The sequence below is a fragment of the Draconibacterium orientale genome (assembly GCF_900111425.1).
Taxonomy (GTDB): Bacteria; Bacteroidota; Bacteroidia; order Bacteroidales; family Prolixibacteraceae; genus Draconibacterium; species Draconibacterium orientale.
Genome location: NZ_FOHT01000036.1, coordinates 36,033 through 58,600, shown reverse-complemented (window position 1 = coordinate 58,600; position 22,568 = coordinate 36,033). Strand labels below are relative to the sequence as shown.

Annotated in this window: 20 protein-coding genes; 3 read left to right on the top strand and 17 right to left on the bottom strand. The window is 42.0% G+C overall.

Annotation, left to right across the window (positions count from 1 at the left end):
- Positions 1 to 120: 120 nt before the first annotated feature.
- The 10 genes from BMW53_RS17250 to BMW53_RS17210 all read right to left on the bottom strand — a co-directional run bounded on the left by BMW53_RS17250 (position 121) and on the right by BMW53_RS17210 (position 10,680).
- Positions 121 to 1,872: a tetratricopeptide repeat protein gene (locus BMW53_RS17250; RefSeq protein WP_038556419.1), complete on the bottom strand. Its 1,752-nt coding sequence runs from the start codon at positions 1,870 to 1,872 to the stop codon at positions 121 to 123.
- Positions 1,873 to 1,967: 95 nt separating this feature from the next.
- The gene (locus BMW53_RS17245) at positions 1,968 to 2,597 is read right to left on the bottom strand and encodes a deoxynucleoside kinase (RefSeq protein ID WP_051567627.1); all 630 of its coding nucleotides are present in this window, start codon (positions 2,595 to 2,597) and stop codon (positions 1,968 to 1,970) included.
- A gap of 306 nt (positions 2,598 to 2,903) precedes the next feature.
- Positions 2,904 to 5,030 (bottom strand): prolyl oligopeptidase family serine peptidase, encoded by a 2,127-nt coding sequence (locus tag BMW53_RS17240; protein WP_038556417.1) that lies wholly within the window; start codon positions 5,028 to 5,030, stop codon positions 2,904 to 2,906.
- Positions 5,031 to 5,141: 111 nt separating this feature from the next.
- On the bottom strand, positions 5,142 to 5,624 hold the full coding sequence (locus BMW53_RS17235; RefSeq protein WP_038556415.1) for a SoxR reducing system RseC family protein: 483 nt from the start codon (positions 5,622 to 5,624) through the stop codon (positions 5,142 to 5,144).
- A gap of 234 nt (positions 5,625 to 5,858) precedes the next feature.
- Positions 5,859 to 6,011, bottom strand: a complete 153-nt coding sequence (locus BMW53_RS21020) for a hypothetical protein (protein ID WP_157470750.1) — start codon at positions 6,009 to 6,011, stop codon at positions 5,859 to 5,861.
- A gap of 112 nt (positions 6,012 to 6,123) precedes the next feature.
- The gene (locus BMW53_RS17230) at positions 6,124 to 6,432 is read right to left on the bottom strand and encodes a heavy-metal-associated domain-containing protein (RefSeq protein ID WP_051567626.1); all 309 of its coding nucleotides are present in this window, start codon (positions 6,430 to 6,432) and stop codon (positions 6,124 to 6,126) included.
- Positions 6,433 to 6,459: 27 nt separating this feature from the next.
- Positions 6,460 to 6,930, bottom strand: a complete 471-nt coding sequence (locus BMW53_RS17225) for a DUF302 domain-containing protein (protein ID WP_038556414.1) — start codon at positions 6,928 to 6,930, stop codon at positions 6,460 to 6,462.
- A gap of 145 nt (positions 6,931 to 7,075) precedes the next feature.
- A complete protein-coding gene (cysK, locus tag BMW53_RS17220; RefSeq protein ID WP_038556412.1) occupies positions 7,076 to 7,987 on the bottom strand; it encodes a cysteine synthase A in 912 nt (303 codons plus the stop codon).
- Between the two features lie 415 nt (positions 7,988 to 8,402).
- On the bottom strand, positions 8,403 to 9,746 hold the full coding sequence (locus tag BMW53_RS17215; RefSeq protein ID WP_038556410.1) for an ABC transporter permease: 1,344 nt from the start codon (positions 9,744 to 9,746) through the stop codon (positions 8,403 to 8,405).
- 10 nt (positions 9,747 to 9,756) lie between these two features.
- Positions 9,757 to 10,680, bottom strand: a complete 924-nt coding sequence (locus BMW53_RS17210) for an ABC transporter ATP-binding protein (protein ID WP_038556408.1) — start codon at positions 10,678 to 10,680, stop codon at positions 9,757 to 9,759.
- A gap of 58 nt (positions 10,681 to 10,738) precedes the next feature.
- Here BMW53_RS17210 and BMW53_RS21015 point away from each other — a divergent pair, with 58 nt between their 5' ends.
- Complete coding sequence (locus BMW53_RS21015; RefSeq protein ID WP_157470747.1) at positions 10,739 to 10,879, top strand: hypothetical protein; 141 nt, start codon at positions 10,739 to 10,741, stop codon at positions 10,877 to 10,879.
- Positions 10,880 to 10,972: 93 nt separating this feature from the next.
- Here the strand turns inward: BMW53_RS21015 and BMW53_RS17205 are convergent, their stop codons facing one another.
- From BMW53_RS17205 to BMW53_RS17175, 7 genes are all read right to left on the bottom strand, one after another.
- On the bottom strand, positions 10,973 to 12,133 hold the full coding sequence (locus BMW53_RS17205) for a hypothetical protein (protein WP_038556406.1): 1,161 nt from the start codon (positions 12,131 to 12,133) through the stop codon (positions 10,973 to 10,975).
- A 177-nt stretch (positions 12,134 to 12,310) separates the two neighbouring features.
- Positions 12,311 to 12,883: a c-type cytochrome gene (locus tag BMW53_RS17200; protein WP_051567625.1), complete on the bottom strand. Its 573-nt coding sequence runs from the start codon at positions 12,881 to 12,883 to the stop codon at positions 12,311 to 12,313.
- Positions 12,884 to 12,924: 41 nt separating this feature from the next.
- Positions 12,925 to 13,422: a DUF3341 domain-containing protein gene (locus BMW53_RS17195; protein WP_038556404.1), complete on the bottom strand. Its 498-nt coding sequence runs from the start codon at positions 13,420 to 13,422 to the stop codon at positions 12,925 to 12,927.
- Positions 13,415 to 14,800 (bottom strand): NrfD/PsrC family molybdoenzyme membrane anchor subunit, encoded by a 1,386-nt coding sequence (gene nrfD / locus BMW53_RS17190; RefSeq protein ID WP_038556403.1) that lies wholly within the window; start codon positions 14,798 to 14,800, stop codon positions 13,415 to 13,417. Before nrfD ends, BMW53_RS17195 begins: the two co-directional genes overlap by 8 nt.
- A 158-nt stretch (positions 14,801 to 14,958) precedes the next feature.
- Positions 14,959 to 17,898 (bottom strand): TAT-variant-translocated molybdopterin oxidoreductase, encoded by a 2,940-nt coding sequence (locus BMW53_RS17185; protein WP_051567624.1) that lies wholly within the window; start codon positions 17,896 to 17,898, stop codon positions 14,959 to 14,961.
- A gap of 32 nt (positions 17,899 to 17,930) precedes the next feature.
- Positions 17,931 to 19,091 carry a cytochrome c3 family protein gene (locus tag BMW53_RS17180; protein ID WP_051567623.1) on the bottom strand — a complete coding sequence of 387 codons (1,161 nt, stop codon included), beginning with the start codon at positions 19,089 to 19,091 and terminating at the stop codon, positions 17,931 to 17,933.
- Between the two features lie 191 nt (positions 19,092 to 19,282).
- A complete protein-coding gene (locus BMW53_RS17175) occupies positions 19,283 to 20,413 on the bottom strand; it encodes an AI-2E family transporter (RefSeq protein WP_051567622.1) in 1,131 nt (376 codons plus the stop codon).
- Between the two features lie 124 nt (positions 20,414 to 20,537).
- Between BMW53_RS17175 and BMW53_RS17170 the strand changes: the two genes are divergently transcribed.
- Both BMW53_RS17170 and BMW53_RS17165 read left to right on the top strand, forming a co-directional pair.
- A complete protein-coding gene (locus BMW53_RS17170; RefSeq protein ID WP_038556399.1) occupies positions 20,538 to 21,836 on the top strand; it encodes an oligosaccharide flippase family protein in 1,299 nt (432 codons plus the stop codon).
- A gap of 3 nt (positions 21,837 to 21,839) precedes the next feature.
- Positions 21,840 to 22,544 carry a DNA alkylation repair protein gene (locus tag BMW53_RS17165; protein WP_038556397.1) on the top strand — a complete coding sequence of 235 codons (705 nt, stop codon included), beginning with the start codon at positions 21,840 to 21,842 and terminating at the stop codon, positions 22,542 to 22,544.
- The last annotated feature ends 24 nt before the right edge of the window (positions 22,545 to 22,568 follow it).

The following is a 22,568-nucleotide window of genomic DNA, read 5'->3' as shown; positions in this document are numbered from 1 at the left end:
GTTTGATCTTATTGTCATATCCACCTTTAAGATACAAATCTTAAAGGGACAATAAAAACAAAGGCTGTCCAATTTTACTTTTTGGACAGCCTCTTTCCTTAAATTTTGCAATAAAGTTAATTAGTCAACAATTGCTTTAAATTTAGCATTGTCGAAATATTTTGCGAATTCCATATCTGTTTTGGCCACTTCTTTCAAACCGGCATTCATTTCAACAGCAGCTTTCAGGCTGTCGAACAATAACGATTCTTTAGCAGTGCGGGCACCAATTACAGCTTTGAAATATTCAGTCATGTAGCAACCTTCAATTGTACAAGCGTCAAGATCTTTAACTGCACCGTTGTTGTTTCCGGCCAGTAATTTTGCCAATCCTGAGTTTACATCGGCAAAGCGGTTGAAATATTGAACAGCTCTGTCATATTCTGCCTTTTTAACGCTAACGATTCCCATGTTGTAGTTAACAGCATCGCCGGCACCTGCAGCAGCACCAAATAAAGCCTCAGCGGCGTCAACATCGCCTTCGGTTAAAGTAACCGCACCAACGTTGTTTTTAACGATCGGCTCGTTGTTAGCCAGTTTTTCCGCTTTCTCGAACAATGGTTTTGCATCGGCATATTTGTATTGCTGAACCATTACGTAGCCTGCGTTGTTTGGTCCTCTCCAGTCGTTCGGGTAAACTTCCATAAATGCATCGTAAACCGAAAGTTGTTCATTAAGATCCTGGAACAAAGTAGCAGCATAAAGTAATTCGGCAGGGTTTAATGAAGCCGGATCGGCTTTTGCAGCAGCTTTTAATTCTTCGTCGGTTTTACCAATCATATCAACACTGGTCGTCATTTTTGCACGACGCAGCTGTGGAAGAATTTCGTCGGCTACTTCATTAAAAGTCTCACTTAGGTTACGGATTTCACGCTCGCGAACTTCCGGGTCGTTGTACATTGAAAGTACACGCAGGATCAGTTCTTTGTCTTTAATGTTCGACTGCTCCAACAAGGTTTTAAAACCGTCCCAGTCTTCAGGAGTGTATTTTGTTTTTAGCTTAACGTCAATACCGGCTTCTTTTAATTTTTTGGCCAAAAATGCCGAAGAAGTTTCTTTACGTTTTGCAGCAAGGTCAAGGTTCAGATCGATTGTACCATCAGGTGATGCATAAGCTGAAACTTCAACATCTTTCAAATCAATTCTTTCGTCTTCGTTTGCTTTTTTAGTGTAGTCTTCCAATGCAGTAACTTCACTTTTCGAAATTTCGTCTCTGCGAATGTTTGAGCGATTGATCAGGTATTTGATGTCGGCAGTCATTTCGTCAGGAACGATACGCATGAAAGCATCAATGTTCGGATCGTATTTTCCACTGTTGTTAGCTTCGCGCTCAACACCTAAAATCGCTTTCGGGATCATAATCACTTTTTCGCTGGTAGCGATAACACCATCGGCAACTTTTATTGGCTCGAAATCAACCGATTTTGCACCTTGCGTTGCTTTAATATTTACGTAAAGCTCTGATTTTGCCATGGCTTTATCGTAGGCAACAGCATCTTTGTAATTTACACTTCCACCGGTGTAGCTAATTACTTTGTTGTTGGCTTCAACGCTTTCGCCCTGTACTGAAACAGGATTGTAGGCCGTTTCGCCACCATCGTATTTTAGCACGGGTGTAGCCGTTAGTGTAACTTTTTTATTGAAGTATTTGGCGGGGAAACGGGTGTCGATGGCAACGGCAACTTCGCTGGCGTGTGCTTCAAGCACCTCGGGGGTAACTTTGAAGTTGATTTGATCGGCATTATTTTTCATTTTGTTTAGTCCGGAACATCCAGACAGTAAAACCGCTACACCAACAAACAAGGCGATAGGTTTAAAGTTGATTCTTCTCATAACAGACATTATTTATACTAAAATTAAACATTCACATTCGAGCAGACAAAAGTAAAAAGCTTTTCATTATTTAAAAGCTGTGCTCCATGTTTTTATCACAATATCAAACGGTTTATTCCCGGTTTGTAATCGCCATTAAAAATAGCTGATTTTAATTGCTGATAATGGTCAGGATTTTTTACAAAATCGATGCCATTAATGTCAATAATCAGGATGGGGAAGGAGGAAATTTGTTTAAAAAAATTAAAGTATCCGTTACCAATTTTATCGAGGTAATCAGGATCCATATTTTGTTCATAATCGCGCCCGCGCATTTTTATATTTTTCATCAGCCGGTTCACATCCGAATGGAGGTAAACGTATAAATCGGGTTTGGGCATCGATTCGAAAATAATGTTGAAGATTTGCCGGAACAGATGGTATTCATCTTTTTTCAGGGTGTTTTCGGCAAAAATTGCGGTTTTGGCAAAATAGTAGTCGGCCACCATAAACGAGTGAAAAAGATCGAGGTTGAGTACTTCGTTTTTGATCTGGTTGTAGCGGTCGGCTAAAAACGAAAGTTCCAGCGGAAATGAATAGCGTTCCTTGTCTTTATAAAACTTTGGCAGAAATGGATTGTCGGCAAACTGTTCCATCACCAGTTTAGCGTTGTAATCTTCGGCAATCATACGCGAAAGTGTTGATTTACCGGCTCCTATATTTCCCTCAATAACCAGAAATTGCATCGTCCTTCAACATAAAAATTCCCGGTAACAAATCGTGCTACCGGGAATCCAAAAGTAGTATTTCTTGATTGAAAATTTGGACTTGCCTGGAATTAATTTTTTCGGGATAATCGTTTCCTGGTAATAATTCTGATTAATGCCGTCATTTATGGCGGGGCCAGAATATGGATGTAAATAAGGATTAAAAGGGAATTTTGTAAATTAAAAATTACAAAATTCCCTTTTAATCCTGTGGTAAACCTGAAGTTGTTAATCCCCACCCTAAAGGATGGGGTTATTCATATTTTCATTCAGAAATCCACTTTTTTATTCAGCCAGTGTTTTAATGCCCATATTCCACAATGTGAAGCCATAAATATCGGCATATTGCTCGATGGTTTTGCTTACCGGTGTTCCTGCTCCGTGTCCGGCATCAGTCTCAATGCGGATTAGAACCGGGTTGTTGCCTGCTTGTTTGGCCTGCAATTCGGCAGCAAATTTAAAGCTGTGAGCCGGAACAACACGGTCGTCGTGGTCGCCGGTAGTTACGAGTGTTGCCGGATATTCAACACCCGCTTTTACATTGTGCACCGGAGAATAAGCTTTCAGGTATTCAAACATTTCTTTGCTGTCTTCGGCTGTGCCGTAGTCGTAAGCCCAACCTGCACCAGCAGTAAAGGTATGGTAACGTAACATATCCAGTACGCCAACTGCCGGAAGTGCTACTTTCATCAACTCGGGACGTTGTGTCATTACAGCACCAACCAGCAATCCGCCGTTCGATCCGCCTCGGATGGCCAGGTAATCGCTTGATGTATAGTTTTCTGTAATCAGGTATTCGGCAGCGGCAATAAAATCGTCGAAAACATTTTGCTTTTGCATTTTGGTTCCGGCGTCGTGCCACTTTTTACCGTACTCGCCGCCACCGCGCAAATTGGCCACGGCATACACGCCACCTTGCGCTAACCAAACTGCATTGGTAACCGAGAAACTTGGCGGAAGGCTTACATTAAAACCACCGTAACCGTAAAGTATCGTTGGGTTTTTACCATTCAATTCCGTACCCTTTTTATAGGTAATAATCATCGGAATTTTAGTGCCGTCTTTCGAAGCGTAGAAAACCTGTTTGCTTTCGAAATCGTTTGGATTAAAATCGATAGCCGGTTTGCGGTACAGTTCTGATTTGCCGGTCTCAAAGTCGTATTGATAAATGTTTCCCGGCGTAATGTAGTTGGTGAAGGTGTAATACATTTCGGTAGCCTTTTTCTTGGCACCAAAACCTGCAACCGAACCCACTCCCGGTAATTCCACTTCGCGAATCATTTTGCCGTCGTAATCGTACTGAAATACTTTTGATACGGCATCGATCATGTATTCGGCAAAGAAATAGCCACATCCGGTTGACGGGCTGAGTACGTTTTCGGTCTCAGGAATAAAATCTACCCAGTTTTCGGGAGTTGGATTACTAACATCGGTGGTAACCACGCGTTGGTTAGGTGCATTTAAATTGGTAACCAGGTATAGTTTGGTGCCTACATTGTCGATTACGTAGGTGTCGCTTTCGTCGGTGCCAATTACAGTAATTAGTTTGCTGTTGGGCTTGGTAAGGTCTTTAATAAACAGTTTGTTTCCCGATGTAGAAACACTGGCAGTAATTACCAGGTAACGATTATCGTCGGTAACTCCACCGCCAACATAACGGTGTTTTTCTTCGGGTGTTCCTCCAAATATCAGCTCGTCTTCGTTTTGAGCAGTGCCCAGTTTGTGGTAGTATAATTTATGCTGATCGGTTTTTGCCGATAATTCGCTGCCTTCCGGTTTGTCGTAGCTCGAGTAGAAAAAACCTTCGTCGCCTTTCCACGCAATACCGGTAAATTTCACATCAATCAGCGTATCGCCAATTTGCGTTTTGGAGTCGGTATCCATAATGATAATCTTGCGCCAGTCGCTGCCACCTTCCGAAATCGAGTAGGCGGCAATTTTTCCGTTTTCCGAAAACCTCAGGGCATCCAGCGATGTTGTTCCGTCCTCGGCAAACGTATTCGGATCGAGAAAAACTTCGGCTGTTGATTCATCTTCACCGGTTTTATAACGGTAAACTACGTATTGGTTTTGCAGGCCGTCGTTTTTGTAAAAATAGGTCCAGTCGCCTTCTTTAAACGGTGCGCCCACTTTTTCGTAATTCCATATCGACGAAAGTTTTTCTTTTAACTCTTCGCGGTACGGAATCTGGTTCAGGTAGCTGTAAGTTACTTTGTTTTCGGCCTTCACCCATTCGGCAGTTTCGTCCGAGTGGTCATCTTCGAGCCAACGGTAGGGGTCGGCCACTTCAACACCAAAGTAGGTGTCTTTTACTTCTCCTTTTTTAGTCACCGGATAATCTAATTTTGGTTGTTGTTCGTTACAGGCAAACAGAACAATTGCTGCCAGTACAAATAAAACAGTGTTTTTCATTGTGCAGTTGTTTTTCGCTAAATTTTCTATTTCTTGATTACAATTTCCGTGGTATCAGTAACGAGAGTGTTGGAAAGGTAACAGTAAAAAACCGTTTTTTGTTGACTAAATTTACATCAGCCGCTTCTCTTTTCTTATTTTTTTGTCTTTTAAATAGCCCCAGATGTAGGTGGGCAACAGCCCGATGGCAAAACCAATAAGGAAAAGTTCGAGTTTGATGTCGGCATTTAGTTGCATCAACAGGTAGCCCAGAACAGAGCCGCCAATAATTCCAAAGAATGAAATAAGGTAGGTAAAATAGTAGGGCGCGTAAAAACCGTGCTCCTTTTGCATGTGTTTGGAGAGGCGGGTGATTAGCCGGTCGTAATTGCGGCGTGGTTTGCCAACGTGGTTTACAGCCTGGGCGATGTTGTTTACCGCTTTGGTTATATCAATTTGTTCTTTCTTACATGCCGGACACGAATTCGAAAATTCATCAACACGCGAGATGTTGCGTTTAAACTCATCGATACGAAAAAAGCGCAGGTCTTTCTCTCTGCCGCCTTGTAATTGTTCGTCTATTTTATTGTGAAGTTCTTCTGACCAGTTGCCCATGTTACTAAAATTTTAGTGGCGAAGTTAAGAAAAGGAAACGGAAGTTCAGCGAGAGAGGGGGTGCAGGTCACAAGTTCGCAGTTGCAGAGCGAAAGCTATTCAGCGCTGATGGTTGTTGCGCACGAAAATTGTAACTGCTTTAGTTGAGAGCAGAGGTTAAAGAAGCGACTGAATGAATTGAAAATAGACTTATAAAAAAAAAGCTTTGAACCAATCGTGGTCAAAGCTTTTTATTTAATTCAAAATTACTTTCAGTTTCAATTCCCGGGCTTTTTTGTAAAGCCTGATGGAATCGTGAGAAACGGCAGTTGGAATGTCAACTTTAACGCTCCATATAGCCCCTGTTTCCTTTAATTCCGGTTTTCCGTTTTTAAAATTTTCCTTCATTGTTTCTATGGCTTTTTTGCAATGTACGGAATTTTACAAATATTATGCCGAAAACTTCAGGCAGTTATCACCAGAACATTGTGAATAGTAGTAGTTTAACTGTTGTTGAAGCTTATTTTACGGCTTTTATCGTGTATCCGCGCTTTTCAATGCTTTTTTCAATTTCGTCGATCGACACGGCCGATGCGTTGTAGGTAACAATGGCAGTTGAATCGGCGAGTGTCACTTTTACCGATTCAATCCCACTCAGGGAATTTACACCTTTTTCTACCGAAGCCACGCAGGCATCGCAATGCAATCCGCCAATAGCAATGGTGGATTCTACAATTTGTTCGGGTTGGGCAACTTCAGTGGTTTTTTGTGTTCCTGAATTACAGGCTGCAAATACAACCAGGATGAATAAATACAATAGTTTTTTCATGGTAGTTTTTATTGTTTTTAGTTTTTCTTACTTGATAACGGGAGCCAGTATTTGTTTATTTTCTTCGCTGGCAGCTCCCATAACGGTTTTAACTTTGTTCCCCATAAATTTCGAGAACAGGCCGGAGTTTAGCATCGATACATAGGTTTTGCCGTTGCGTTCGTAAACCGCAACACGGCATGGCATAAGGGCCGAAACAACACGCTCCTGGTCGCTGCTTAATATCTGGTAAGCATGATCGGGTTTACACAGCGAAAATACTTTTACGGGTTTTACCTCAAAACCATGTTTTTTCATGGTTGCCTGCAGATCGTATAAGTGCGGCATGCTCCAGTTATTGTCTTTTGCCGACTGTTCAATGGCAGCAACGGTTTCATCAAAGCCCAATTTACTTTCGTTTACAACAAACATCTGTTTGGGTAGAATCACAATCAAAAGAACGATTGTTAAAATTATTCCTGCAATAAGTCCGATTAAAAACATAGTTAATCCTTTCATTCTTAGTTTTTAATAAGATACGAAGAAAGAACAAACAATTGGAAACTTTTGTTTGATAGATTTGCTTGATGGTGTTTCGAATCCAGAAAAAGAAAAAGGGAACCACCCATTCGAATGATTCCCTTCCTGTATATTGACGTTAGTTTTAATACAAACCTTCAATTGATAAGTAGCGTTCGCCGTGGTCGTACGAGAACGTAAGAATCCGCGATCCTTTCGGAAGTTCTTTTATCTTTTTGGCAACGGCTGCCAACGATGCTCCCGACGAAATACCAACAAACAAACCTTCTTCGCGTGCAGCTTTTTGTGCATACTCGAAAGCTTCGTCTTTACTGATTTCTACTGTTCCGTCAAGAAGTTCTGTATTCAGGTTGTTCGGAATAAAACCGGCACCAATTCCCTGAATTGCATGCGGACCGGGATCTTTTCCGCCAATTACCGGGCTTGAATCCGGTTCAACAGCAAAAACTTTCAGGTTTGGAAATTTTGCTTTCAAAACCTCGGCAACGCCCGTAATGTGACCTCCGGTACCAACGCCGGTAATCAGGTAATCGAAACCTTCGGGGAAATCCTTCAAAATTTCCTGTGCGGTAATATCGCGGTGTACGGCAACGTTTGCCGGATTGTTAAATTGTTGAGGTATCCAGGCATTACCCAGCTCGCTGGCCAGTTCTTCAGCTCTGGCAATGGCACCTTTCATTCCTTTTTCTTTTGGAGTTAACTCCAGTTCGGCACCAAACACTTTCAATGCTCTTCTTCTTTCCAACGACATTGATTCGGGCATGGTAAGAATTAAACGATAACCTTTTACAGCTGCTACCAGTGCCAATCCGATTCCGGTATTTCCCGATGTAGGTTCAATAATAACCGAACCTTCTTTTAGTATCCCTTTCTTCTCGGCATCTTCAACCATAGCCAGGGCAATACGGTCTTTTATACTCCCACCGGGATTTGTTTTCTCAACTTTTACCCATACTTCGTAATCCTCCGGATAGAGGCGGTTAATTTTTACATGTGGCGTGTTGCCAATGGTCTCTAAAATGTTCTTTGCTTTCATTCTTTTTAATTATTGAGTTATTTCGGTAACTATTCATTAAACAAAAAAAAGGCCCTTCCGTTCACGGAAAGGCCTTGTATAATCATGCAATTTAGCTCAACTTAAAACACTACAACACCTTTCCCGTTTTTCAGGAAACAACAACACATCATCATATTGTTACCGGTGTTTTTCATAATGATCGCAATATATGTAATTTTTATTTATTCTAAATAGTAGATGTGAAAAAAATCATGTTTTTGTCTGCTTTGTTAAGAAAACCGGGATTTGTACGGCTGTCAAAAAAGATTTTGTTTCGTCATCCTGAACTTGTTTCAGGATCTTTTAAGAATTAGAAACCAGGTTCTATAGATTCTGAAATAAATTCAGAATGACGTTGTTGCTAACTTTTTAGCACGACTCATTATTTTCGTTACTAGCCTTTGTACCGAAGCCACTTAATCAGCTCTTTAATATTTACCTTTTTACCATACATCAGCAACCCGATGCGATAAATTTTTGCAGCTGCCATAATGCATACGATGGTTGTAAGCACAAGTAATCCCATTGAAAGTAAAAGCTCCCAAATGGGCAGGTCGTAAGGTACACGAGCCATCATGGCCACCGGTGAGGTAAATGGTATTATAGAGCACCAGAATGCCAGCGGACCTTCAGGATTTTTGGCAATAGGGAAGAGCAGCATAATTGAAAGGATAAGCGGGAAAGTTACCGGGAATACCATTTGTTGGGAGTCTTCGTCGTTATCGACAGCGGCACCAACAGCACCCAATAAAGCGCTGTACAATAAATAACCGGCCAGAAAATAGAACACAAAGGAAAACAAAATGAGTGGAATGTTCAGGTTGCCGATCATTTCCATCACTTCCATAACCTGGTTCGACTGCGCTGTTTGCATGGCTGCCGGGTTCATTTGCCCCTGCGATTCCATAATACTTTGGCTCATTTGCTGTGCTGTTTCGGGCGAGAAAAAGAAACTTTGTACCACTATCAGTCCAATACCTCCTAACCCAAGCCAAATGGCAACCTGCGTGAGGCCAACCAATGCGGTACCTATAATTTTACCGGCCATTAGCTGGCTGGGTTTTACCGATGAAATAATTACCTCGATAATGCGGCTTTTCTTTTCTTCCATTACGCTGCGCATAACCATGGCTCCGTACATAAATACAAAGAAATATATGAGCAGCCCCATGGCGTAACTGGCAATAAAAGCTACTACCGACGAACTTTTCTTTGTTTCGCCCGATTGCGATACTTTTAGCGTGCTAAGGTTTACGCTGGTGCGTGTTTTGCTCAGGCGCTCTTCCAAATCGGGGATGCCCGAATCGGCAATTACTTTTTGGCGCTTGTCGTTTTCGATAAAACGGCTGAGTTTGCGCTCAATTTGTTCGGTCAATTCAAACGGCAACTGTTTCTCGGAGAAAAGCTGCGCCTGGTTGTTCGAATAAATATCGGATGGAATATACAGAAGGCCATAATAACCACTGCCTTTCAGGTTGGTTTTCAATTCCGTAAATTCTTCTTTTGGAATAAAATGGTAGCTGGTTGTTCCTTCTTCGCTGAATTCGCCAAGAAATAAATTGGTAGCATCGTACACCGCGATGGTGCGTTCTTCAGTATCGTCTTTTATCGAGAAATAGATGACCAGTCCGTAAACGCCGGCTATTAAAAACGGCATTAGGATGGTTAATATGATGAACGATTTCTTTTTTACCCGTTTCAGGTATTCTTGTTTTAAAATCAGTAATGTGTTGTTCATGTTGGCTGTTTTAGTTTTTGTTCGACTCTTCAACGGCTTTAATAAATACGTCGTTCATGCTCGGGATAAGTTCCTCAAACGAGATAATTTCGGCGGCCGGCATAATGGCCTGTAACAATTCGTTATTCGATTTTCCGTTCAGGTACTGCACTTTCAGCGTTTTCGCTTTTCCCGACTCATCGTGACTGATGATTTTATAATCGGAACCCAAAGCCAGGTGGATATTATTGAATTCGCCCCGGTATTTAATGTCGAACGTATTCGATTTGTATTTCATGCGAATCTCGTCGGTTGGCCCGTCTTCAATTTTTTTCGATTTGTTGATCAGCGCAATGTGGTCGCACAATTCTTCAACCGATCCCATGTTGTGGGTGGAGAAAATTATAGTTGCACCTTCTGCTTTCAGGTTCAGAATTTCCTTTTTCAGCAGATTGGCATTTATCGGGTCGAAACCACTAAAAGGCTCATCAAAAATCAGCAGTTTGGGCTGATGAACAACGGTAGTAATAAACTGAACCTTTTGCTGCATTCCTTTCGACAGCTCTTCCACCTTTTTATTCCACCAGGGCATAATGTCGAATTTCTCGAACCAGTGTTTCAGGTTTCTGCTTGCATCGCGGTGCGACATTCCTTTCAGCTGAGCCAGGTAGATGGCCTGCTCGCCGATCTTCATTTTTTTGTACAGTCCGCGTTCTTCGGGCAGGTAGCCAATGTGCGAAATGTCTGTGCGGTTCATTTTTCTACCGTTCAGAAAAATCTCGCCACTGTCGGGGGCGGTAATCTGGTTAATAATGCGGATGAGGGTGGTTTTGCCCGCACCGTTGGGGCCAAGCAAACCAAAAATACTTTGTTCTTTCACCGAAATGCTAACATCGGTTAAGGCCTGAGTGCTGGCAAAAACCTTGTTTACATTGCGTGCTTCGAATAATTCCATATTGTTTTTATTGAGTAGTAAGATTTAACTTCTGCAAATTACAGGTTTGGATTTAAATATGCATAAAGTAAGCCTGAAAATAAAGGCTTTTGAAATAAATATCGGCGAATGGGTACTTTTCAGGGATGAACCGGAATTCAGGATAGCTCATAAAGATGACTTCGGGCCTACTGCCAAAGCAATAAATCTTCAGTTGTGAAACCTGGGGTGTGCTCCAAAAGGAGAAAATCGCATTGAGAAATCCTTTGGAATACTTCCTAAAACTAATAATTAAAATACTGAAGATAATTCCTTAGAAATGGTGCTGAATACTTTCTTCCAGATAAGGATGATTTTTCGGAACCAGACTGGCTTTTGTAAGCGTAGTTCCTACTACCCACGAAAATAATCCGGCATAACCGAGGAAAGTCCCGATTTCTAGCAGGCCAAACTTCGCTTCGTGGACCGTTGCCGGCCAGATGATGTAGTACAATTCGGTGTATTGTCCGATTATCAACAGAATAATTACCGGTATCATAAATAGTTTGCTTCTCGAACTTTTGCGTGGCATCAGTACCAAGAACGGAATGGCCCAGTTAATTACTATATTGGCGAAGAACAGAATTTTGTAAACACCGTGCCAGCGGTGTACAAACCACGATGTTTCTTCAGGAATGTTGCCGTACCAGATTAACATGAATTCGGCAAAATTGAAGTAGCCCCAAACAATACTCGACATAAAAATATACCGGGTAAAATCGTGCAGGTGACTGTGGTTTAGCAGCGGGAATTTCCCTTGTTTTGACAGTATAATTACAATCAGTGCAATTATCGAAGAGGCATGTAAAACTCCTGCCATAAAGCTTTTTCCGGCAAACATAGTGCTGAACCAGTGCGGCTCGAGCGACATCAACATATCAACCGAAAACAGGCTGAATGAGAATGCCAACACAAAAATGAAGATCTTTGAATAGAACTCCGATTTTTCGAAATACAGCATGCCGCCAACTTCGTCTTCTTTTAGCGAAAATTTGCGCAATACTTTCGAAAGAATGATCCATGCAGCAAAAAATACAATAATGCGTGCGAAAAAGAAGGGCACATTCAAATAAGGCGATTTGTGCTGCAAAATATGATCGTGCGATACCACCTCGTGGTGTGTCCATTCAAAAACCGAATGCATTCCAAAATACAGAATCAGGAAGAACACCGCAGCAAACGGAAGATACGCAACCATCGCCTCGGGCACTCGTTTAAACATGGCCGACCAGCCCGATTGTGTAATGTACTGGATGGCGGCAAAAAAGGCGGCGCCAATGGCCAGCGACACAAAATAGTAGTTGTTTAAAAGGTAGTTTGCCCAGGTGCGCTCGGCATCGAAAACAAAACCCAGTGCAAACGAAACTACACCAACGGCCATTAGCGCGTAGGTAAGCATTTTAAACTTATTGGAAAGTGTTAATCGGTCTTCCATATCTGTTGCTTTAGTTCTTTTTCAATCTGTTACTAGTTTACCCCTCTCCCTGTCGGGAGCTCCCCTCAAAAGGGGAGCATGTTTTAATTTGAGCCGGAGCGAAACATGTTACGCTCTGTACTGCTTCAAAACTGTTCTGATATTTTTGTATGTAGAGTACTTCTCATTTTATTTTTTTCAATTTTGTAGTACTTCTTTAACGTACATTGCTATTTTCCAGCGGTCGTCTGGTTTTATCATCGAACCGTGCTCGCCCATAATTCCAAAGCCCACTGTAATAACGTGGTAAATATCGGCTTCGGGATTGTCCATCATTTTTTCGCTTAACAAACTGGCCGGTGGATAAGTGTATTTTTTGCTTACATACAACGATCCTTGTCCGTCGCCTTTCTCGCCGTGGCACTGCATACAATAAATGCCATACATTCTTTCGCCGCGTTGCAGGTTTTCTTTACTTGGTTCCAGGTTGTTAACCAGTGTGGCAGCAGCCAGCGCCCGGTCTTCGTCGCTTTTCTCATAAGCGTAAGGAACTGTTCCTCGTGGAATTGTTCCCGGAACAGGCGGTTGCATGGTTTTACCGTCGGCAAAATTCGGATTGGGCGTGTAGCTCTCGTAGGCCGGCGAGGTAACCATGTCATCGAAATACTGCCAGCCGGTTGTTCGGCGGTTGTAGTCGCAGGATGAAATCAAGGCAAAAGTTAAAAGTATCAAGGCAAAAGTTACGCTTTGCTTTATAGGTCTATCTTTCATTTTATATCTGTTCTTCTCAATGCTCATAGTTCAAAATCTATTTATTCAATTTTACCATGTTCAGTTAGAATTGCTTTTAGCGATTCACTTTCGTTCGCAATACCTTCCTCATCAAAAACCATAACAAACTTATCGTCGGTAGCGCGCTCGTGAAAGATCTCTGCTTTTTTGCCGGGGAATACTTTCGCCCGTGCCGAAAAAGTAAAAAGCGTAAGCAACGTTATAGCGAGAATAGTAGCCACGATAGTAACCACAATAAACGACGGGAAAGCATTAAACGGTTTTCCGCCGTAACGTAAGGGCCAGTCGATTACTGCTGCATAAGTCAGAAATCCGAGGATACCCAACGCGGCAAATAATCCGTAAAAGAAAGCTGCGTGTGTAATGCGTGTTTTTATGGGCATTCCTTCCAGTATTTCGTGTACCGGGTAGGGAGTGTAAACCTCAACCGGCATTACTCCTTTGTCTTTTAATTTCTCAAAAGCGTCAACCAAAGTAGCTTCGTCGTCAAAAACGCCAAGGATATATTTTTTACTCATGACTCTTTGCTTTTAGTTGTCCGTTATTTGGTTTGTCGAATTTTGCCACACTCTTTAATTCTGAAATGGCAATCATTGGAATGTAGCGGAAGAACAACAGAACTCCGGCCAAAAACATTCCGAGCGTACCGACAAAAAATCCTATTTCAACATAAGTGGGCGAGTAGTTGGCCCAGGCAGCCGGCAGGTAATCGCGGCTAAGCGTGGTAACCACAATGTTAAAACGCTCGAACCACATCCCGATATTAATGATGATGGAAATAATGAATACGATCCACATGCGTTTGCGTACCGCTTTAAACCAGAACAACTGCGGAATCACAGCGTTGGCCGTAAACATGGCCCAAAACTGAAAGGCATAATCACCAAACAAACGGTTTTTAAAGAACATATACGTTTCGTATTCTGAAGCCGAATACCAGGCAATAAAGATTTCGGTCATGTAGGCCGTTCCCATAATCAGAGAAATGAATATCAGGATGCGGCAAACCGCATCAACGTGTCGGTCGGTAATGAAATCATTCATATTGTATAAGCCGCGCATCGTAATTACAAGGGTAAGCACCATCGCGAATCCTGAGAAAATTGCTCCAATCACAAAGTAAGGCGGGAAAATGGTGGTGTGCCATCCAGCTTGCACTGAAACCGCAAAGTCGGTCGATACAATCGAGTGTACCGAAACCACCAAAACAGCAGCAATTCCGCCAAGCACAAAACTCAGTCCTTCAAAACGCAGCCACTCGCGGCTCGATCCGGTCCAGCCAAAAGCAAAAAATCCGTAAACAGCCTTTTTTATTTTCGATTTCGCCGTGTCGCGAATGGTGGCAAAATCAGGCACCATACCGAAATACCAGAAACTTGCTGATATAAGCAGGTAGGCCGAAATGGCCACAAAGTCCCAGAAAAGCGGTGAGTTAAAATTCACCCACAGCGGACCACGTGTATTCGGATACGGGAAAATAAAGAAAAACAACCACGGGCGGCCCATATGCAACAGCGGGAAAAGGCTGGCACAGAACACGGCAACAACTGTCATTGCCTCGGCGGCGCGGTTAATGGCGGTTCTCCATTTTTGCCGTAAAATGAGCAGGAAAATGGAAAATGCGGTTCCGGCATGTCCGATTCCGATCCACCAAACAAAGTTGATGATGGCCCAACCCCAGGCTACCGAGTTGTTGACTCCCCAGGTACCAATTCCGGTTGAAATGGTAATGTATTTACAATACAAACCAAATCCGAACATGCCTAAACTCACCAGCATGGCTGCATACCACCACAGTGGCGTTTTGGCGTGGATGGGCGCTAATATCTCCTTCGATATCTGGCTATATGACTTGTCGCCATCAATTAGCTTTCCCCTTACGGCTGAATTAAACATAGGCGTTTATGCTTTTTTGTTTCTTACTTAATTGTCAACTTCGTAAAGTGGTTGCCGTCATGCTGAACTTGTTTCAGCATCTTTTAAAACAGATTCCGAAACAAGTTCGGAATGACGTCCTCAGTTTTTGATGTTGATCAATCGTATCTCAATATTTTTTAACTCTTCTTATTTCTAACCTTCGTTAAATATCCTACCGATGGCAGGGTGTGCAATTCTTCCAGCAAATGGTAATTCCGCTCGTTTTTAAACAGCTTGTTTATTTTGCTGTTCTCATCGTTCAGATCGCCAAAAACCAGCGCATCGGCCGGGCACGACTGAACACAGGCCGGTTGTACTTCTCCGTCTTTTAACATTCTTCCGTCAACTTTTGCCTCTGCTTTTTTCTCCTGAATACGCTGTACACAGAACGAACATTTTTCTACCACTCCTCGCGAACGAACGGTAACATCAGGGTTAAGAACCATACGTCCCAAATCGCTGTTTGATGCGTAATCAAACTCCGGATTTTGCACATACTGAAACCAGTTAAAACGACGCACTTTATACGGACAGTTGTTCACACAATATTTGGTTCCCACACAGCGGTTGTAGGCCATTTGATTCAAACCTTCTTCGCTGTGAGGTGTTGCCGAAACCGGACAAACATTTTCGCACGGTGCATTGTCGCAATGCTGACACATTACCGGCTGGTGATATACATCCGGATTTTCTGCATCGTTTGAGAAATAACGATCCACACGAATCCAGTGCATGATCCGGCGATTACGCACCTGTTCTTTTCCAATTACCTGAACGTTGTTCTCGGCCTGGCAAGAGATGGAACAGTTTCCACATCCTACGCAGCTTCCCAGATCGACTGCCATTGCCCAATGATGCCCTTTAAATTCCTGTTCAGGATATAAGGAAACGTGGTGTTCCAAATGTTCTTTACGGATTTCGTTACCCGAAGCCGGATCGAGTTGCCATTTATCGAAATTGGTTTCACGAACAATTGGCCGGCCTTCCATCGAGTGGTGCGTTTGCGATAAAGCCAGTTCGAAAGTTTTTTCCGTTGTCTGTACATCGGCACCACTTAGCCAAAGTTGTTTGGCATTGTTTTGAATCGATGTCAGTGCATACATATTTTTACCCACACCGTCGCCAACTTTTCCGGCAACTTCGCGGCCATAACCCAATGCTACCGAAATGGTTTCAGGAGCTTGTCCGGGCTGCACAAATACCGGCATTTCAATACCGTTTATGGTAATCACCGATTCATTTTGAACGCCATTCTCTTCGGCCCATTTTACCGGCACAGCAGCAAAATTATCCCAGCTGATTTTTGCAATGGGATCGGGCAATTCCTGTAACCACGGATTGTTGGCAGAATTTCCGTCTTTTAATGCCACATTCTGGTAGAAAACAATTTCCCATCCCTGCGATTGTTGGTCGCCAAGTTGTAAGGCATTTTCTAATCCATTTTCGCTATAACTTGGGGTCTCAGCAGTTATCTCAGTTTGAAATACTCCTTTCTGCAGAGCATCGTTCCAGAATAATCGGGAATTGGAATATTTTGATTGCAAGCCGGTGAAGTTCTCTTCCCAGTTTGCTTTTAAAATTTCGTAATAGTTGGGTTGTTCTTCGCCGCTCCATTTTAACAGCGTTTCCTGAACCTGACGGCTGTCGAACAGTTTTGAAATAGTTGGCTGCGACAAACTGAATACTCCCTTTTTAGGTTCTGCATCATTCCACGCTTCAAGGTAGTGTGGGGCAGGGCACACCCAATGGCAGGCTGCTGTTGTTTCGTCTTTCCGGTCGGAGAACGAAACCGAGAGTTCAGCGCCAGAGATCAGTGCCTTTATTTCCTCACCGTTTGGATGATTGTACACCGGGTTTACACCCCAGCAAAGGACTCCGGCAATTTCTTTATTTTTTAATCCGCTGATTACTTTTTCAAAATCGGCATCTATCGCCTGATGTGTATATAATGGTCTGTCGAATAAAATCGTTGAACCATAATTTCCCAAAAGATTATTAATGGCATTTACGATCAGTTGGATATTTACATCGTTGCTTCCCGAAATTACAAGTGATTCCCCTTCGTTTGCCAGCAGGTCTTCAGCCAATTCTTCTACATCAACCGGACTGCCCGGACCGGCAATGGTCATAAATCCTTTTGCCTGCAATAACTGATAATACAGCGCTGTTAAAATCGTCTTTTCTTCCGACGGTTTTATCGGAACGCGAACATCGGCGTTTGATCCGGTCAAAGTCATTCCTGATTCGAATTGATAATGACGACTCATTTCATCGCCTTTGTCCAGCACTTTCCTTCCGGCTGCGTATCCTTTTGTATATTCAGTTGATGAAAGCCAGGTACCTAAAAAGTCGGCACCAAAACTGGCAATCACTTTTGCACGTTCAAATCGGTAATCAGGAATCAATGCCGTTCCAAAACTCTGTTGGTTGGCTTCCAAAATTCCACTTGCCGAAACCGCATCGTATTTTACCCACTCTACATTTGCGTATTTTTCCTGAAAGCGTGCAATTACTTTTTTTGTTGTTGGAGAAATTATACTCGACGTGAGCAGAACAACTTTCTTGTTGTCGTTATTTAGCTGCTCCAATTTTTTGATTATGTAGCCGTCTACTTCTTCCCAGTTGGTTGCCTCGCCTCTTTTTAGTGGCGTTTTAAAACGGGCGTCATCATACAAATCCAAAACCGAAGCCTGCACCCGCGCCGAAGTACCTTTTTGCGAAACAGGTGATAAGTCGTTACCCTCAATTTTTATAGGGCGTCCATCGCGCACTTTCACTAAAACACTGCAATATTCGTTGGCTTCAAAATAGCTTGAGGCGTAATAGTTAGCCATTCCGGGAGTTACTTCTTCCGGTTTTACCAGGTAGGGAATGGCTTTGTCGACAGGCCGTTTACAGCTGGCAACAACCGCTGCGGTTGCTACACTAAACCCAAAAACTTTCAGAAAATCGCGACGCGATGAGCCGGAAGCCTTTTTAATTACGGCACGTTTAGCATCCAGTTCCAGTTTAATTTCGTTTTGCTTAAACTCCGCCGGATTATTTAACTCGTCTAAACTTCTCCAATATTTTGTCATAGTTTGTTTGATTCTGCTTTAAACTTGAATGATTAATAGTGGCAGCGCATACAATCATTGGCGCCAATATCAACTGCTTTTACCGAGTCGATAGCTCCGGATTTCATTTCTTCGTGCAGTTTCACGTAATGTTCGTAATAGCCATTATTTCCAAAATCTACCTCGGTATCGCGATGGCAGTTTACACACCATCCCATCGACAAATCGCTGTGTTGCTGCATAATATCCATTTCTTCAACCGGACCGTGACATTGCATACAGTCGAGTTTTCCGGAGCCAACGTGCACCGCATGACTGAAATAAACATGATCGGGCAGGTTGTGAATTCGTTTCCACTCGATAGAGTGCCCGTTTTCTGCAGCATCAACTACTTTGGCAATTTCAAATTTGCCGCTGTTTGTTCCTTCACGAATCAGAATATGGCAGTTCATACAAAGATCTGTGGCGGGAATACCTGCCGATTTACTTTGCTCGGCCGTTGTGTGGCAGTACATACAATCAATTCCGTTTTCGCCGGCGTGTACCTTATGCGAGAATTTAATGGGTTGATCGGGGGCATAATTTTCCTGACGGCCCAATTTAATAGCATCGGTAACAATCATTTTTACCTGCCAGCCAAAAGCACCAAGCAATATTATTAAAGGAATGAATTTCAATTTAATCTTTCGGATGAAGATCAGTTCAACCACTGCCCAGGTAATCAGCAATCCTAAAAACAGGAACAGAATGAGGTTGTAATGCGTTGGTTTTGCCGGAGGAACTCCGGTGTGCGCCAAATTGTCTAAATAAACTTTTACCGTTTTCAGGTCTTCTTCCGAAATATCGAAATTAACATGCGAAGCTTCCATTTTTATGCCAACCGGATTCATTACCGAGGATTGAAACGATTCAAAATCCTTATCGGCGTATTTTATTGCAATGTCCATTGCCGAGGGATTCCAGTTCAGTGTGTCAACACGGTTCAGGTTATGACAGGAAACGCAGGACGAATATTCACGATCGAAGGGTAATAAACCTTTGAAAAAGCGTTCGCCACGTTTTACATCTTCGTGTGAATGCCCTTCAGTAACAACAGATTCGGCGGAATCGGCATACAGATTAGTTGAAAGCAAAATAAAGGTAACAAATGCGAACAGGGATATGAAAATTTGCGTTTTTTTCATAAAACCTCCCCAAAAGAAGTGTTCTCTCATTCTGTTAAGTTTAGTATTAAAATAAAGGCCTTTTTGTTCAGACTTAATCTATTAACAATAAAAAGACCTTAAGGTTCTAAAATGATGAAAATTTTTACGTTAAATAGCTGAGAATGTTTAGGGAATGCGATTGATTACATTTATGGGAAGTGATTTTTTGATTTCTAATATCGATTGGGCACGGAATTTTTTTAGCCTTCAGTTTTCTCTTTTTCGAGGTTTTTGGTAAGCTTTTTCACCAGTTTCATGTTCTCGAAAAATTCGGCAGCAATAACACGGATAATAGTGTAAACAGGAATAGCCAGTATCATTCCGATAATTCCGGCCATACTTCCGGCAGCCATAATTACCAGGAAAATTTCGAGTGGGTGTGCTTTTACGCTGCTGGAATAAATAAGGGGTTGAAAAAGAACATTATCGATTACCTGAACGGAAAGAAAAACTACGGTCATCCATCCCAAAGTTGGCAGGACTTCGTTCATAAAATCAAGATTAATATGTAAAGCAGCTCCGATAAGTAAGCCAAGCGCAGCGCCCATCCACGGACCGAGGTAAGGAATAACGTTGAACATTCCGCAGAATAAACCAATTACAACCGCATGATTGAACTCAATGCCCACAATGGTGAGGCCAATGGTATCGAGCAACATTACCATAAAAACTTCTAACAGTAAGCCGATAAAATAGCGTCGTAAAAGGTAGGAAATAGAATTGAGGATGTGGGCAACCTTTTCTTCTAAGTGAGTAGGAACCAGTAGTATGATAAAGGTGGTGAACATACTTTCTTCTTTTAAAAAGAAAAAGGTGATAAACGAAACGGAAAAGAAGCCGATTAAAAGTTCTCCAATTGTTCCTGCTACGAGCCCGAACCAGTTCGATACCTGCGAAAAATCTATCTCAGCACCAAGGCTTTCCGTAACAATATCCATAAAATTCTTCGATTCGATACTCACGGTGTCCTTACTAAAAAAGTGCATCAGGTTCAATAAGGGTTCTTCTATGGAATCGAGAACGAGGGTGAAATCAATTTGCGACAGGGTTTCAACTTCGCTAAGTAAGAGCGGGATAATGAACCTGAAGAATGAAATAAAAACAATCCATAAACTTACCAGCGTTGCAAAAGCAGCCAGGCCTTTGGGGATTTTAAAACGTTTGTATTTTATTTTTGTCAGCCAGCGGGTTAATGGGCGGCCAACGAACGATAGCACCACCGAAATAAGAATGTAGGTAACAATGGCACTAAAATACCACAACAGAAAAATGATAAAAAGAAGTCCGACAATAAAAAGGGTATTGCGGGTCCAGCCTTTGAGTTGAATCATTTTTGTTCGTTTTTTAACAAATATAGTAGATTTATCGGTTTCCAATTTTTCGGTAAGCGTAGTCTGGTGCTTTTTATAGCCGGATGTGTTGCAATTTTTATACTTTTAAATTCAAATCCGATCCGTGAAAAAATACATAAATAGTATTTCTGCCTTCCAGATCTTTCAGCTGGCACGTTATTCAACTTTAATTTTGGTAGGTATTGTTTTTGCCAAAACAACTTTAACCCAGAAAGCAATTGGTGAGTACGAAACCTTTGTGTTTTTAGCCGGTGCAGTAAGTTTTTTCTGGTTGAATGGTTTGCTAAAAGCATTACTGCCAATTGGTTTGAATAAAAGTAACAACAAAACCAATGTTTTTAGTGCATTGCTTGTTATACAGAGTTTTAGTGTGCTTGCTGCAACTCTTTTATTCCTTTTTCAATCCTTTTTTTCAAACGTATTGTTAAATGGGAAACCGATTCCTGAGCTTGTTTTGCTACTGATTTTTATTGTTGTTAGTCCTGCACCAAGCCTTGTCGAATATTATTATCTACTGACGAAACGAAACAAAGCGATTGTGATTTATGCGGTGGTTTCTTTTTCGGTGCAATTTGTTTTGGTTGTTTTGCCGGTATTGCTGGGGTATGGTGTTCAGCTGGCAATGAAGGGCCTGGTGTTTAGTTTTGTTGGGCGCTATTTGTGGTTGTTAATTACACTTTTTGCCAATCGCGAAATCGTATTTTCGAAATCGTTTGTTCGCGAGCATTTACAATTAGGGCTTCCGCTGGTTATTGCCACTTTGTTAAGTGGCTCGGCGCAGTTTATCGACGGTTTTATCGTTACCTCACGATTTGATGAAGCAACTTTTGCTGTGTTTCGTTATGGAGCCCGCGAACTTCCGTTAGCTATGTTACTTGCCAATGCATTAAGTAATGCAATGCTTCCGGTTTTTGCCCAAAAAGAACTGTTAGCTGAAAACTTACAACAGTTAAAGCAAAGTGTACAAAAGTTAATGCACTTTCTTTTTCCGCTAACGGCCATTTTGTTACTCGTTTCGAAACCATTGTTTCCTGTAATTTTTAATGTGAAATTTCAGGAAAGTGCCACTATCTTTAATATTTATTTATTGCTGATTATTAGTCGATTAATGTTTCCTCAAACTATTTTGAATGGATTAAAAAGATCGAAGCCGATTATGGCAGCAGCTTTATTCGAGCTGATTTTAAATGTTGTATTGAGCCTTGTTTTTGTGCAATTCTGGGGAATAGCAGGAATTGCAATGGCAACGTTTGTGGCCTATCTGTTTGAAAAAATTTATTTGGCAGCAGTCGTAAAACAAAGTTTAAATATTTCCCTGTCGGGCTATTTGCCCAAACGTATTTTCTTTATCTATTCGGCCATAATAATTGTAATTTTTATTTTTGCCGAACTAATTTTTTAAAACATGGATTTTATTCTCGATAACCAGGAAACGGAAAAGAAATTTCAGCAGCTGATAAAAGTAATTCGTTTGCGTCAAAGTGGCGAAGTTTCTGATGCAATGAACGAACGAGGGATTTCTTACAAAATGAATTGGGGCGTGTCGTTACTCGATTTGCGCGAAATTGCCCAATCGTACGATGCCGATCATTTGCTGGCGCTTAAACTCTGGAACAAACAGTGGCGCGAAACCATGATTCTGGCAACACTGATTGATGATCCGGAAGCGGTAACCGAAGAACAGATGGATTTCTGGACCAAAAGTTTCGAGAATATAGAAATCGCAGAACAAGCCTCAACCAATTTATGGGTGAAAAGTAAATTTGCTTTTGTAAAAGCACTGGAGTGGTGTCGCGGCAAAAAACATTTGGTGCGTTTTACCGGCGTTCACTTGATTGGCCGGCTGGCAATTGCCGACAAAAATGCCATCGACGAGATGTTCGAACCTTTTTTCGAGGAGCTGACAACCCTGGCAAAAGACAAAAAATTATATACCCCAATTTATCGTTCGGTAATTGGTATGGGAAACCGCTCGAAATTTCTGAACGAACAATGCATCGAGCTGGCAAAAGCATTCCAGCTGAGCGAATCGGAAAATGCGGTGAAGCTTGGCGAGAGTTTGTTCGAAGAATTAAACAGTGAGTATTTTCAGGAACAATTTAAAGAATAGGTTGGGGCAGTTGATACTGGATAT